This is a genomic window from Streptosporangium carneum, assembly GCF_027922005.1.
Classification (GTDB): domain Bacteria; phylum Actinomycetota; class Actinomycetes; order Streptosporangiales; family Streptosporangiaceae; genus Streptosporangium; species Streptosporangium carneum.
This window is the reverse complement of record NZ_BSEV01000022.1, coordinates 98691-113009: the sequence shown is the minus strand read 5'-3', so window position 1 is coordinate 113009 and position 14319 is coordinate 98691. Positions and strand designations below refer to the sequence as shown.

Annotated in this window: 11 protein-coding genes; 7 read left to right on the top strand and 4 right to left on the bottom strand. The window is 68.9% G+C overall.

All coding sequences use genetic code 11. From position 1 onward, the window contains the following. Positions 1-258 precede the first annotated feature (258 nt). Both PKF00_RS33480 and PKF00_RS33475 read right to left on the bottom strand, forming a co-directional pair. The gene (locus PKF00_RS33480) at positions 259-2232 is read right to left on the bottom strand and encodes an alpha/beta hydrolase (RefSeq protein ID WP_271221714.1); all 1974 of its coding nucleotides are present in this window, start codon (positions 2230-2232) and stop codon (positions 259-261) included. Between the two features lie 173 nt (positions 2233-2405). Further along, positions 2406-2765 carry a hypothetical protein gene (locus tag PKF00_RS33475; RefSeq protein ID WP_271221713.1) on the bottom strand — a complete coding sequence of 120 codons (360 nt, stop codon included), beginning with the start codon at positions 2763-2765 and terminating at the stop codon, positions 2406-2408. 842 nt (positions 2766-3607) lie between these two features. Here PKF00_RS33475 and PKF00_RS33470 point away from each other — a divergent pair. Beyond that, on the top strand, positions 3608-3838 hold the full coding sequence (locus tag PKF00_RS33470; protein WP_271221712.1) for a hypothetical protein: 231 nt from the start codon (positions 3608-3610) through the stop codon (positions 3836-3838). Between the two features lie 104 nt (positions 3839-3942). Next, entirely contained in the window at positions 3943-4149 is a 207-nt protein-coding gene (locus PKF00_RS33465; RefSeq protein WP_271221711.1) for a type II toxin-antitoxin system PemK/MazF family toxin, read from the top strand. A 73-nt stretch (positions 4150-4222) separates the two neighbouring features. Here PKF00_RS33465 and PKF00_RS33460 read toward each other — a convergent pair whose 3' ends face one another. Beyond that, positions 4223-4462, bottom strand: coding sequence for a DUF397 domain-containing protein (locus tag PKF00_RS33460; protein WP_271221710.1), 240 nt, complete (start codon positions 4460-4462; stop codon positions 4223-4225). Continuing rightward, complete coding sequence (locus PKF00_RS33455; protein WP_271221709.1) at positions 4453-5229, bottom strand: helix-turn-helix domain-containing protein; 777 nt, start codon at positions 5227-5229, stop codon at positions 4453-4455. Before PKF00_RS33455 ends, PKF00_RS33460 begins: the two co-directional genes overlap by 10 nt. 240 nt (positions 5230-5469) lie before the next feature. Here PKF00_RS33455 and PKF00_RS33450 point away from each other — a divergent pair, with 240 nt between their 5' ends. From PKF00_RS33450 to PKF00_RS33430, 5 genes are all read left to right on the top strand, one after another. Beyond that, a complete protein-coding gene (locus PKF00_RS33450) occupies positions 5470-5823 on the top strand; it encodes an ATP-binding protein (RefSeq protein ID WP_271221708.1) in 354 nt (117 codons plus the stop codon). Positions 5824-6165: 342 nt separating this feature from the next. Next, entirely contained in the window at positions 6166-7221 is a 1056-nt protein-coding gene (locus tag PKF00_RS33445; protein ID WP_271221707.1) for an LLM class flavin-dependent oxidoreductase, read from the top strand. Beyond that, positions 7211-8371, top strand: coding sequence for an LLM class flavin-dependent oxidoreductase (locus tag PKF00_RS33440; RefSeq protein ID WP_271221706.1), 1161 nt, complete (start codon positions 7211-7213; stop codon positions 8369-8371). Before PKF00_RS33445 ends, PKF00_RS33440 begins: the two co-directional genes overlap by 11 nt. An 80-nt stretch (positions 8372-8451) precedes the next feature. Beyond that, positions 8452-9876, top strand: coding sequence for a hypothetical protein (locus PKF00_RS33435; RefSeq protein ID WP_271221705.1), 1425 nt, complete (start codon positions 8452-8454; stop codon positions 9874-9876). Positions 9877-10467: 591 nt separating this feature from the next. Continuing rightward, positions 10468-14301, top strand: a complete 3834-nt coding sequence (locus PKF00_RS33430) for a Pls/PosA family non-ribosomal peptide synthetase (protein WP_271221704.1) — start codon at positions 10468-10470, stop codon at positions 14299-14301. The last annotated feature ends 18 nt before the right edge of the window (positions 14302-14319 follow it).

Here is a 14319-nt window from a genome sequence, read left to right as displayed (position 1 = left end):
ACGATTCTCAGAGCCGCCGTCAGTGGGGTCGAGGCAGCTACCGACGTTCACACTGGGCCGATAGAGCTCCAGACGGGGTTTCGGAGTCATCATGTCGACCGTCTCCTTGATGAGCTGTTCGACCCGTTCAAGTGCCTGGGGTTGGGTCATCGTAGGCCTGTCCACAGCTCCTCCTGGAGAATCGCGTACCGCTCCTTGCCAAGAGCACCCGGCGGCAAGGAGCATGACAACTACAACTATCGCAACAAAACGCGACATCTATCCTCCGGCCGGATTGGGTGAGGGCAGTGGGTGGGGCAGCGGATTCTCTGTTGGCATCGCCTGGGGCGCAGGAGGCGGCGCAGTAGGAGAGGGCGGCCTCACAGGTGATGCAGGAGGCTTATAAAGCCTGTTGTACTGACCGTCGATCAAGTGACCGATGTTCTCAAGCGAAGCGGAGTTAGGGTCCCAGTAACTTGAGTGAGCCGCAAAATCGTAGGAATTCCCGCTGCCTTGGACAGGGAACTGGCGAGCTCCAAACTGACTGTCGCTGGGATCGACTCCGAGCGGGCTTCCCCACTTCAGACCATCGGATGAACGAACGGGCGCCAGAAAGAGGGATCCGAGATCCCCCACCGGGTCGTTCGGCGACTCCCCTACCCATACCGAGTCAACTCCCAGGTCTTTCGCACTTCCCGCCCCCACGCCAGGACTTCCTACGAAAATCACCTGATCGGCGAACTTACCGAAGCGCTGCTGTGCGGCCAGACCGACGACCGTTGAGCCATAACTGTGTCCCAAAACGCTGAGCCGGACGTCCGATGCCCCCTTGTGGGCCGCCTGCAAACCATCAGTGAAGGATGCCAGCAAGGGAGCCCCCTTCGTGGCAGCGTTCGCGTTGGCGACCGTACCGTTCAGGCTCACGGTTGTCCCCCACTGCGGAGCCTCGTAACCGAGCCAGGCGATGGAAGCGACTTTCTTTCCCGGCGCATGGAAGCTTGCACGGTCCCACGTGAGGGCGGCGCGTTCGGCATCGGAGCGTTGATTACCGAAACCGTCCAGCACGGTTCCAGTGCCGGGGACATAGACTGCCAGGTTGTCAGCCTCGTCTGGATTTCCAAACGAGACGGCGGTCTTTCCCAGACCGCCCAGCTCCAGTTGCAGCAGCATAGCCGGAGGGCGGCCGTTCTGGCCGCCAAGTGCCAGGCTCTTCTCCACAGATGTGATCTGCCGCGACCTCAGCTCCAGCTCCTCGATGGACTGAAGCAGTTCTCGCTCCTTCAGTGTGGGGAGGTTGGAGAGTCCACGCGGATCCCGGATTGCGTTCGACCCGCCTGCCAGTTTCTTCTGGGTCTCCTTCAGCTCCGTCCAGGCAGCGCGCAGCCGTGCCAGTTCCTGGGGGATCGTGGCCTTCTGTTCGGCCAGGTATTTGCGGTTCGCCTGGTCGCGGGCCGTGGCGGGGAGGCCGTTCAGAGCGCCGATCAGGCCCGGGGAGGCGGCGATCAGCTGGGCCTGGGCGGTCTTGTCCAGCTCGCGCCACCACACGTTGAGCCGGGCGGCCAGGGTCGTGTCCTTTCCGGTGTCCTGCAGGTCCTTCAGGGTCTTCAGGGCTGTGCCGTCCCCCTTTCCGGCGGCGGTCATCAGCTTGCCGATCTCGCCCGAGCCGGGGGCGTGTCCACCGAACAGGCCGAAGGCGGCCGTCGCCTTGCTGGCCGTGCCGATGTCGTGCGTCTGCTGGATCGTGGTCAGCCGCTGCCGCAGGTCGCGTGCCTGTTCGTCTGCCCAGACCCCGGTGTCGAGGATCTGCTGTCCCGAGGGGGAGGAAAGGCAGAGCGCGGACAGTTCGGCGCTGAGCCGTTGTCCAGCGCGGGGCAGGTCCTGCCCGGCTCGCTGGAGGTCGGCCACCATGCGGGTCATGGCGGCGATGTCCATCCCGGAGAACGCCCCCGGCGAAGGGGCCATCACACTGATCGAGGTCGAGAACGACGGGACGTGCGCCTGACCGCCGAGTTGTCTGATTCGCTGGGCTATTTCCTGGGCCGCCGCCGTGAAGGCCGCCTGCAGGCTCGCGCGCCGGACGGCGAGCATCTGGTCGAACTTCGGAGCTCCTCCACCGACCCAGGCGTGCGCGGCCATGCACCGCGCGCACGAATCGAGCATTGAGGCGTGCTCCGCCCCCAGCCGTGCGACCCGCGACAACGCGGCTTCCAACTCCCCCGTCGCTTTCCCCGCCACAACGCGCCAGAATCCCATACAAGACTGGGAAGGATCAAGATCTGAGATTGAACTTTCTCACATCAGAAATATGGCCTACAAACCTACATAAATGAGCATATCGGCGACACGGGGACCGTCGGGTGGCACATGGGCGACGGCCTAAAAAACAGGGCGACCCGTCCGTAACAGGCCGCCCTTTCGAAGTGCTTCTATCGATCGAACCAGCGACCCGCCGACGCGCCCGACAGCCTGACGATCACAACGACTCCCAGGACGATGTAGGCCACCGTGAAGATTCCCAGGACCTGCAGAAGAACCAGGCAGTAGCCGAACTCCAGGATCGATATCCCCTCGACCACGTAGACCATGGCAAGCACCCACCTCCACCGTGTCCCCAGCAGAAGCGACAGCGGGCCCGTGAGCATCGGCAGGACAGCCAGAGGCCAGATGAACCACGGCATTTCCCCGGTGGTGAGACCGTAGAGAAAAAGGGCAAGGAAAACGCCCTGAATCCCGAGGAGCGACTGCACCCACATGATCCACCGGGCCGCTTTCACCTCCGGAGGCATGGGTTGTCTCTCCGGCGGAGCGGCTGACGGGAGTGCGTCCAGGGGGACATTCGGGTCGGACACCAAACCTCCGGTTCGCAGAGTGGCCGGAAGAGACAGGGTGAATCCGCACCTGTCGGTTGTGGAGATTCGCCTCGCCGGCCGCGTGTCACAAGGGTAGTGGAGGCGGTTCCGCATGAAGAGGGGCGGACCGGAGGACGGCCCCCGACCAGAGCCGCCAGCCCTTATCCCATCCCCTCAGATGACCGAAATGCGCAGCTCTTGATAGAGAACATCCTCTTTGCCGGAATTCAACGACGACGAAGCGAACTCCAAGGCTGGCCCCTGGCAGCCGTTCAGCCCTTGAGCGCCGCCGTGTATCGACATTCTTAAACGCGAACCCTAACCAGAAGGGGAAACCGTGAAAGAGACCCCTAAAGCGGATCTGCCGCAAATCGGGCATCGCTACGCGACGAATCCATCGTTTTCCCGACACGGGATAAGTTGGCATCGCCGAACGATGCGAGAACTTGTCGCCGATTCGGCAACGGCGAAGTCTCGACGTGGAGACGCCACCCTGTCCGGCCATTGGCGGAATGGACGCCGATGGCCGCCCACGATCAGAAAACCCGCGCCTTCTTTCCTCTCACCGGCGGAGAGCGACGCCCGCCCCAGAGGCCGACGTGAGAGTGTCGGCTCAATGATCCGGCGGCGGCCGACAACAGGAACCGGCTTCCCCATGCCCTGCCCAGCGGGACCGGAAGGTCAAGGTCGACTCTCGACCTGCCACGATCGCTGCAAGGAGTCGATCGATCACGGATTTCACTGAAAGCCCACAGGACCCACCGTCGTACAGTGAGGACATGGCCACGTTGACCGTTGATCTCGACGCCAAGGCCGAGAGAGCTCTCACCGAGTTGACCTCTGACGGACGCTCCGCAACCGAAGCCGTCCGCGAGGCACTCGTCATCACCCAGCGCCTCCACCGCATGGAACTGGCACGGATCGCCGTCGAAAGGCTGGCCAACGATCCAACCGACAGAGCCGAAGCAGAATCAATCATGAAGGACACGGAGCATCTGCGTGCGTGGTGACGTCTACCGACTCCGTGCTCCTCGTGACGCGATGGGCCATGAGCAGCGCGGCGAACGTTTCGCAGTGATCCCTCCAGTCGGACTTCCTGACCCGTCTCTCCACGGTGCTCATCGCCCCCACTTCGGCCAGCGCCCCTCCTGCCCCTTTCCGCCCCGAAGTCGAACTCCTCGGAAAACAGACACGCATCATGGTTGAGCAGACCATGGCCGTCGCCGCACATCGTCTGGGCGACTTCGCCGGACGCCTCGACCCGGCCGAGATCGAAGAGATCGATGACGCCCTGCACACCGTCCTCGACCTGCTGAGCTGACCTCTCTCGAACAGAAATGAAGCCCTCCGGTCGTCCAAAACGATTGTTTTGGACGACCGGAGGGCTTCGCGGTCTACCGGCGGTCGAACGTTTCGGCCTTCACGCCGTTGAGGAAGGCATCCCACTCTGCGGGGGTGAAGAAGAGCTTGGGGCCTTCGGGGTCCTTGGAGTCGCGTACGGCGATCAGTGCGGTGTGCTCGGCCTTGTGCGCGGATCCGTCGACAATATTCACGGGCTTTGCGACCTCAACGCAGTTTCCGCCGTTGTCCCCAGAGAGACTTGACTTAATCCATCTGGCTTCACTCAGGTCCATTTTTCTACCGCCTTCTGGATGAGATCGATGGACATGCCCATGGGCAGCGCTTCGCTCCGAATCGCATCGAAACGCTCCACGGCCACAATGACGTCTTCCTGATCGCTTGTGGTCAGGCCGCGCACGGCCGTCTCCGCATACAGTACGTCGCTTCCTCCGTCCAGCGTCGCGATTGCGAACCCGCCCATCAAGCCAGGGTGCATTCCGTGCGGAAGCACCTGAAGACTCAACCGAGGAGTGATCACAGCCAGAAGATGCTCCAACTGCTCTTTCATCACCGTGGGGCCACCGATCGGACGGTAGAGAACCGCCTCGTCAATCACACAGCGAAGCGTCGGCGGTCGGGGGCTTTCACGGGTAAGAATGGCCTGCCGGTCCAGACGAGCCGCTACGGCTGCTTCGTCACCCCGTAGCAGCACGTGAGCATACCCCTCCGTTTGAAGCAGCCCGGGGAATACGAGTGGTTCATAGGAACGCAACGCGATTGCCTCTCGCTCCTTGTCCCGCCACCTCCCAAACCATGAGGGGATCTGCTGCCCATGCCTCCAGTCGAGCAGGCGCTGGAGCGCCCCGCCCGTGTCGAGGGTTATGTCGCAGACCTGCGCAAACTCGGGGCTGGCCGGGAGTTGGCCGGTCTCCACTCCGCTGATGAGGGACTCGCTGAAGTGGATCCGCTGGGCGAGCTGGCCCTGGGTGAGGCCCGCCGCCTTCCGGTAGTGGCGCAGCTCTCTGCCCCAGATCGCTTGAGGCGCGTAAAGGTTGACCATGGTGCCCTCCTTACCGGATTTCAGTGACGGCGACGTGAACCCCAGCACTCACATCTGGCGACCGTTCGACTACCAAGAGTATCTGCGACCCGACACCCTGGGCATATGAATTCCAGAACAGGAAGAGAAAGCTCAGACGCGGAGCTCAAGGCGTGTGCCGTGCTGGCCGAATATCGTCACGGGCTGGATCCCAGGGTTTTCCCGCTGGGAGAGAAGTGGATACTCCGCGAGGAGAAAAGCGTGGCGTCGGCGCGCCGGTTCGTCCGCGACACGGCGACCGACTGGAATGTCGTGGCGCACGTCCCCGAAATCGCCGAGCTGCTGGTTTCCGAGCTCGTCGCCAACGCGATCGCGCACAACACGGCGGGCGTTTCCCGGGCGAGCGCCATCCGCGTCACCGTCGGCAGGGAGAAGAACCTGATGACCGTCGACGTCCACGACTCCTCCACGAGGATTCCCCGCATGCGGCGGGCGGCCCGGCTGGGAACGTCGGGCAGAGGCCTCGGCGTCGTGCAAGCCCTTTCCCATGACTGGGGATGGACCCTGAACCCGTACGGCAATTCCGTTTGGCTCCAAATACTTGCCTGGCCGTGAGGGGAACGACGAGAACGGCGTCCCGTCCTGTTGCGACGAATGGCGTGATGCCTGGTTCGCCGACTGCCGCACATTCTCGTCACGAAATATTGGCTGCCTCCTGGATTCTGCGGCTTTTTACCTTACGATCGCAGTCCGTGGAGCCCGTGCCGAGCGGCGGGCCGGGGAGCGAAACACCGTCGCCGGGCACAGCGCCGAATCGCGTTTCCGCAGGACCGAGGCCTTGAGTTCCTACGCAGAAAGGGTTTCGATGACTGTTCGTTCCGGAGTTCGCCAGGACGTCCCCCCTCCGGCCCCTGTCGTTCCCCCGGGTTTCCCGGCCGGGGTTCAGTGGGGGGACGCGTGACGCCGGAGTTCCATCTGACGCTGCCCGTCGAGAGGCGGCGTGCGGCCGCCCTTCCTCCGCTGCCCGACTTCGTCACCGACCTGCGGCCTTCGGACGCGGCGGGGCCGTACGAACGGCTGGCGCGGGTCGGCCGGGCGGCCGAACTGGCGGGGTTGGACGGGGTGCTCGCGCCGTTCGACCCGGCGGGGCAGGATCCGCTGGTCGTCGCGGGCGGGCTGCTGCGCGGCTCCCGCCACACGCGGGTGACGGCGGAGTTCCATCCGGGGATCGCGACCCCGGTGTACGCGGCCAAGCTGTCGGCGTCGCTGCAGCGTTTCTCCGGTGACCGGTTCGACTGGCGGCTGACCGTCGACCTGGACCCCCAGACGGCGCGCGCCCAGGGCGACTTCCTGGAGGGCGCGGAGCGGTACGCCCGCGCCGAGGAGTTCCTCACCGTGGCCAAGGGCGTGTGGAGCCAGGAGGACTACGACTTCCAGGGGAGCTTCTACGAGGTGCTCGGCGGGGGACTGCTGTTCCCGCTGTCCGGCAGGGCCTTCCCTCGGGTGCAGTTGTCGGGCCTCTCGGCCGAGGCGCTGGCGCTGTCGGCCAGGCACGGCGACGTGCACGTGTTCGGCCTCGACGACGACCTGGACTCGGGGATCGCCGCGCTGCGCGAACTGAGCCTGGAGACGGGACGCGAACCGGTGTACGGCCTGCGGCTGCCGGTGCTGGCCAGGGAGGACGACATCGAGGCGCGCAGGGACGCCCTGCGCCTGTGGATCCGGCGTGGAGGGGCGCGGGAGGCGTTCCCCGAGCCTGATCCGTGCACGGCCCTGTGGCCCGGCTTCGGGACTGTCGGTCTGACCGGCTCCCACGAGGACGGACCGGCCGCCGGTTTCCACGAGCCCGGCCTGGTCGGTTCCTACGGGCGTGTCGCCGACGCGGTCCGCGGCCATCTCGACAGGGGCGTGTCCGTGTTCTTCCTCGAGGTGGAACCGCATCTGGAGGAGACCTACCGGCTGGGCGAGCACCTGCTCCCGCTGTTGGCGAAGGAGAAGCACCATGCCGGTTGACTTCTACTGGCGCATGGCCATGGAGGGCGACCAGCCGTCGCTGCGCAGGAAGGGCGCGGCGAGCCGGGGCGGTTTCGCGAAGGACGCGACCGGCGGGCTGGCTCCGGGGACCAGGGAGGGCGGGCCCGACGGCTACAGCCATCTCGACTACCTGGCCGAGGTGGCCCGGGCCACGGAGACGTCCGGCTTCGTCGGGGCGCTGCTGCCGTCGTTCCCGCACACCGACGACCCCTGGGCGGCCGCCGCCGCGCTGGCCGGGGAGACGAGCGTCTACCGCTTCATGGTCGCCTTCCAGCCGGGGTTCCTGCACCCGGTGCAGGCGGCGCGGATGACCGCGAGCCTGCAGGTGGCCACCGGCGGACGGGTGGTCTACAACATCATCTCCGGCGGCGGGGGCCCGCAGCAGCTGTGGTGGGGCGACAAGGTCGACCACGACGACCGCTACACCCGGACCTCGGAGTTCCTCGACGTGCTCAAGGGCGTCTGGTACGCCGACCGCCCCTACGACCACGAGGGCCGCTTCTACCGGGTGGAAGGCGGCGGCCTGCCCCCTTCCCTGAGCGGCCAGCCGTTTCCGGAGATCTTCTTCTCCGGGTCGTCGAAGGCGGCGATCGTCGCGGCGGGCAGGCACGCCGACCACTATCTGTCCTGGCTTGAGCCTCTTCCCTCGCTGGCCGCCAAGTTCGACCAGGTGCGCGAGCACTGCGCGGGCATCGGCCGCGTCCCGAGGTTCGCCGTCCGCCTCGACGTGCTGGCCAGGGAGACCGAACAGGAGGCGTGGGAGGAGATCAGGCGGGGCTGGGCGCGGCCCGGTCCCGCCGCGACCCCGGCCTTCGTCGGCCTGGGCGACTCGGTCGGCTGGCGGCGCGGCCAGGACCTCGCCGGTGAGGGGAACGAGGACGACGGCCATCGCGCGCTGGAGGTCTCGCCCAACGTGTGGGGCGGGTTCCACGTGCTGCGCGCCGGACCGGCCTTCGGCCTGGTCGGCGACTACCGGCAGGTGGCCGCGCGGCTCGACGAGCTGATCGGGCTCGGCGTGGAGGCGTTCGTGCTGGGTGGGGTGCCCCACCTGGAGGAGGCCTACCACGTCGGCGAGCGCGTGCTCCCGTTGCTTCGCGGCGGGGCCGCGGGGCGGGGCGGCGGTTCCTGAGCCCAGGCTGCCTCACATTTGTCATGCCATATCGGGATTTACGGGGGTTTTTGTGATTTTCCGCTTCACGGTTACCGGCCATGCAGCCCACGGCGGACAGTAGACCGGGGGCGGCGCAGGCCGCCTCCCGGCCCCTGACCTGGGTGCTGTCCTCGGCGGTCACGGGAGTCTGCGTCCTGGTCGCCTTCGCCTCCATGGGAGGCGGCCTGGCGACCAGCACGGTCACCATGACGGCGTGGATCTCGTGGGACGGTTCCTTTCTCGTCCTCGCGCTGGTCCAGGCGACGGCCTTCGTCGCGGGCCTCCTCATGCGGCGCCGGTGGACATGGCCGCTGCTGGGCTCGGCCGCGCTGACGGCGATGGCGGTCCTGCCGTACCTTCTCCCCTGGCTGGCGTTGCCCGCGAGGTTCGTCTACCTCCTGCCCGCCGTCGTGCCGCTGGCCGTGACGGCGATGCTGGGCGCGGCCCAGGAGCTGCTGGACTCCGGCGCCGTCGGCGCGGCGGCCGGGATGGCGGGTTCGACCGTCGGCGCCAGTCTCATAGGAGGCGTGACGGGTGCCGGATGGCTGCGTCAGGAGCCGTGGCTTCCCATGGCGTACGTCGTGTTGGCGGTGGTCGGCCTGGCCTCCGCCGTCCTGACGGCCGTCGTCCGGCGCTCGCGCCCGCTGCCCCGGGTCTCCGGGGAACCGGCGGCAGCGCAGGCCACGCCGTTCGGGGCGCACGCGGCGCGTCCGGCGCTCACACCGGCCTTGGTGACCGGGGTTCTGGCCGCCCTGCTGGCGTTCGTCCCGGTCGTGGTGACCGGGGAGACGCTCAGCGCGGTGCTGGGCGTGTCGCTGGAGGCGCTGGGGCGGCGGTCGTACGTGCTCGTGGGCGCGATCGGCCTGGTGACGCTGGCCTGCGCCGCGGCGCTCGCCGCCCTGAACGGCGTCCGCGCCTTCACCGGGGCCGCCGTCGCCGCGCTCGCGCAGGTCGGCGCGATCACCTCGATGACACTTGCGGTGCACGCGGCCGCCTTCCAGTCCGCGGCGGGCCCTGTGGCCGCGCTCCTCGGTTTCGCCGTCGGCTGCGCCGTCGCGGTGACGCGCCTGCGGATCCCGTTGGCGGCGGCCGGCTGCGTCGCGGTCGTGCTGGTGCTCCTGCTGGCCGTGGCCGCGACCGGCGGCGAGCCGGAGAAACTCGCCGCCCAGGGGACGTGGATACCGGGCGCGCTGCTGCTGGCCTCGCTTGTGGCCGTCGCGACCGCGGCCACGGCCTCGGCGGCTCCCCTGACGGCCCGTCGAGGCGGCATGGCCGCCGTCCTCGGCCCGATCACCGCAGCCCTGGTGACCGGCGGCAGGCAGGTCCTGCCGCTCGCCGAACCGCGCGGCGGCGAACTGGAGTCGAGCTCCCTGGGAGGCGTCCACCATATGGTGGTCTCGGTGGGCCTGTTCCTTCTCACCGCACTCGTGGTCGCCGGGATCGGCGTCGCGGACATGTTGCGCGCCCGGTCCGCTCCACGCTGAGCGGGGTCGCCTCGGAGGCGACCCCCTGCGGCGGCACGGCACGCCGCAGGCCGGCAGCGGACCAGAGCGAGGCGCGGAGCGCGAGCCGTTGTCCATCGGCGCCGTTCTCGTTCATCGAATCGCCCATGTAGGGAAATATCACTCCACTTCCCAGTTTTGTGAATTTTCGATTTACAAACAATGAACAAACAATTGCCGCGACGGCCGGGCAGGGCGAAGGCGGACGTCGATCACCGAGCATGCGGCAAATTTCTTCGGCGCGTCATGGGAAGGGCGGGCCCTAACGATCGGTGAGGAGTGCCGGACAACGCCTCCGAGCTGGGCGGAAGGCGGCTCGCGAAGGCCCGGGCCCACAGGCCTGAAGTGGCGGGGATCACAGCCACCGTACGGCGACGCGCGCCCAGCTCACCCTGGGTGACGAAAGCCGTGACCAGCCATAACGCTAAAAGTTCAGAAATATCGGAATAGCAGGTGTTCTAGGATCGTTGGATGACGACGGCAATGAGTGGCGTCACAGGGAGCCACATGCGGCGAGCGTAATCCGACGCAAGCCACGGTCGTCTGACTGGAGAGACCTTGCATCCGATTACGGTGGAAATCGAGCACGCCCTCATACCGGCGAACGCCCCGACACAGGCGATCTTCGCGGGAGAGCCCGCCGCGCCCGCCCGCACTCTGATCGACATCCTGGACGAGACCACCCGGCGTCACCCCCACGCCGCCGCTCTCGACGACGGGCGCACCAAGCTCGACTACACCGGTCTGCGCGCCCGGGTGAACCGGGTGGCGGACGAACTCCGGGAGGCGGGCGTCGGGCGCGGCGACCGGGTCGGAGTGCGGGTGCCCTCCGGCACCGTGGAGCTCTACGTCGCGATCCTGGCCACGCTGACCGTGGGCGCGGCCTACGTTCCGGTGGACGCCGACGACCCCGAGGAGCGGGCCGAGCTGGTCTTCGGCGAGGCGGCGGTGAGCGCCGTCATCGGCGAGGGCGGGAAGATCACGGTCTTCGGCACCCTGGGCGGGACCTGGGACCCCGACGCGGACCGGCGCCCCGGGCTCGACGACGACGCGTGGATCATCTTCACCTCCGGGTCAACGGGAAAGCCGAAGGGCGTCGCGGTCTCCCACCGCAGCGCGGCGGCGTTCGTGGACGCCGAGGCGAGGCTCTTCCTGACCGGCGACCCGCTCGGTCCCGGCGACCGGGTGCTGGCCGGGCTCTCCGTGGCCTTCGACGCCTCCTGCGAGGAGATGTGGCTGGCCTGGCGGCACGGCGCCTGCCTGGTCGCCGCGCCCCGCGCGCTGGTTCGCACCGGCATGGACCTGGGGCCCTGGCTGACCGAGATGGGCATCACGGTCGTGTCCACGGTGCCGACGCTCGCGGCGCTCTGGCCGGTCGAGACGCTCGACGACGTCCGCCTGCTGATCTTCGGCGGTGAGGCGTGCCCGCCCGAGCTCGCCGAGCGGCTGGCCGTGCCCGGGCGGGAGGTCTGGAACACCTACGGGCCGACGGAGGCGACCGTGGTCGCGTGCGCGGCCCCGCTGACCGGGGAGGGGCCGGTGCGGATCGGCCTGCCCCTGGCCGGATGGGACCTGGTCGTCGTCGACGGCGAGGGCGACCCCGTGCCCATGGGCGAGACCGGCGAGCTGGTCATCGGCGGAGTCGGCCTCGCCCGTTACCTCGACCCGGCCAAGGACGCGGAGAAGTACGCCCCGCTCCCCTCCCTCGGCTGGGAACGCGCCTACCGCAGCGGCGACCTGGTGCGCGCCGAGCCTGACGGGCTGCTCTTCGTCGGGCGGGCGGACGAGCAGATCAAGCTGGGCGGACGCCGCATCGAGCTGGGCGAGGTCGACGCCGCCCTGCAGGCCCTGCCCGGGGTCGCGGGAGCCGCGGCCGCGGTCCGCACCACCGGCGGCGGGCACCAGTTGCTCGTCGGCTACGTCGTGCCGGGCGAGGGGTTCGACCAGGCGGACGCCAGGAACCGGCTGCTCGAGGCGCTGCCCGCCGCGCTGGTGCCGCGCATCGCGGTGATCGGCGAGCTGCCCACCCGTACCTCCGGCAAGATCGACCGCGACGCCCTGCCGTGGCCACTGCCCCGGCAGCGGAAGGCCGAGCGGCCCGACGTCGACCCCTGGGTGGCCGAATGCTGGCAGAACGTCCTGGGCGACACCGAGGGCGACTTCTTCGCCGAGGGCGGCACCAGCCTCGCGGCGGCCCGGCTGGTCTCGGCGCTGCGCACCCGCCATCCGTCCGTCACGGTCGGCGACGTCTACGACCATCCGACGCTGAGGCGGCTCGCCGCCCACCTGTCCGCGCTGGACGCGACGGAGGTCGTGACGACGGGGCGGGTCGTCGAGCCGATGCCGCGCCGCGCCGCGATCGCGCAGGCGGCGCTCACCGTGCCGCTGCTCACCGCGGGCGCGCTGCGCTGGGTGGTCGGCCTGGCCGTGCTCGCCAACCTGGTCGCGCTGCCCGGGGTCCCGACCGTCTCGTGGTGGCTGGTGCTGCTCGGCGCGGTCGTGTTCGTCTCCCCCGCCGGGCGCATCGCGCTGGCCGCAGGGATGGCCCGGCTGCTGCTGCGCAACCTCAAACCGGGCTCCTATCCCCGGGGCGGGGCGGTGCACCTGAAGGTGTGGTTCGCCGAGCAGTTCGCGGAACGGCTCGGCGTGGTCGAGCTGTCGACCGCCCCCTGGCTCACCCACTACGCGCGGGCGCTCGGCGCCCAGGTCGGCGCGGACGCCGACCTCCACTCGGCCCCGCCGATCACCGGAATGCTCAAGCTGGGCAGGAACGCCGCCGTCGAGCCCGAGGTCGATCTGAGCGGCTACTGGATCGACGGCGACAAGGTGCGGATCGGCGAGATCAAGATCGGCGCCTCCGCCACGGTCGGCGCCCGCACGACCCTGTTCCCCGGCGCGCGGGTGGGGAAGAACGCCCAGGTCGCGCCCGGTTCGGCGGTCGCGGGCTCGGTCCCGTCGGGGCAGCGCTGGGCCGGGGCCCCCGCCGTCAGGATGGGCAAGGCACGCCAGCCCGCGGACCGGCCGCCGCGTTCGCCCCGCTGGGTCGCGGTCTACGGCCTGTCCGCACTGGCCCTCAGCCTCGTGCCGGTCGCCGCGGCGCTGCCGGGGCTGGCCGTGCTCCTGCGCGGCGACATGACGTCCCTGGCCGGCCTGCTGTACGGCGTGCCGCTCGCCACCGTCACCTCGATGGCCGTCCTGGCCCTGACGATCCTGGTGCTGGTCAGGCTGCTCGCGGTCGGCCTGCGCCCCGGCCACCACCCGGTGCACAGCCGCCAGGCCTGGCAGGCGTGGTCGACGGGCCGGCTGATGTCGATGGCGCGGGTCTGGCTGTTCCCGCTGTACGCCAGCATGGCCACCCCCGTCTGGCTGCGCGCCCTGGGCATGAAGGTCGGCCGGGACGTCGAGCTGTCCACGGTGCTGGCGCTGCCGTCGATGACCTCCGTCGGCGACGGCGCGTTCCTCGCGGACGACACGATGGTCGCGCCGTACGAGCTGGACGGCGGGCGGTTCAGGGTCGACCACGTGCGGATCGGCAAGCGCGCCTTCCTCGGCAACTCGGGGATGACCGCACCCGGCCGCAAGGTGCCGAAGGACGGCCTGGTCGCGGTGCTCTCCGCCGCCCCGAAGAAGGCGAAGGCCGGTTCCTCCTACCTCGGCATGCCGCCGGTCGAGCTGCGCCGCACGGCCGAGGACACCGACCGCAGCCGCACCTACGACCCGCCGTTCCGGCTGAGGGCCGCCCGCGCCGCCGTCGAGCTGTGCCGTCTCGTCCCGGCGATGTGCGCGGTCGCGGTCGGCGTGCTCGTGGCCGCCTGCCTGCTGAGCCTCGCCGGATCGTACGGCTTCGCGGTCGCGGCGCTGCTGAGCGGCGTGGTGCTGCTCGGCGCCGGGGTGCTGGCCGCCGCGGTCACCACCGTGGCCAAGTGGGCGCTGCTCGGCCGGATCACGGTCGGCGACCGGCCGCTGTGGAGCTCGTTCGTGTGGCGCAACGAGCTGGCGGACAACTTCGTCGAGGTGCTGGGCGCCCCCTGGTTCGCCAGGATGTGGCTGGGCACGGCCCCGCTGAACCTGTGGCTGCGTTCGATGGGCGCGCGCGTCGGCAGGGGCGTGTGGTGTGAGACGTACTGGCTGCCGGAGATCGACCTGGTGAGCCTCGGCGACGGGGTCTCGGTCAACCGGGGCTGCGTGTTGCAGACGCACCTGTTCCATGACCGGGTCATGAGCATCGATACTGTCGTCCTGCGGGACGGATCGACGCTCGGCCCGCACGGGGTGGTGCTGCCCGCGGCGACGATCGGGGAGAACACCACGGTCGGACCGGCGTCCCTGGTGATGCGCGGCGAGTCGGTGCCGCCGGGGACCCGCTGGTTCGGCAACCCGATCGCGGCATGGCATAAACGCACATAGCGCTACGCGGCACAGGAA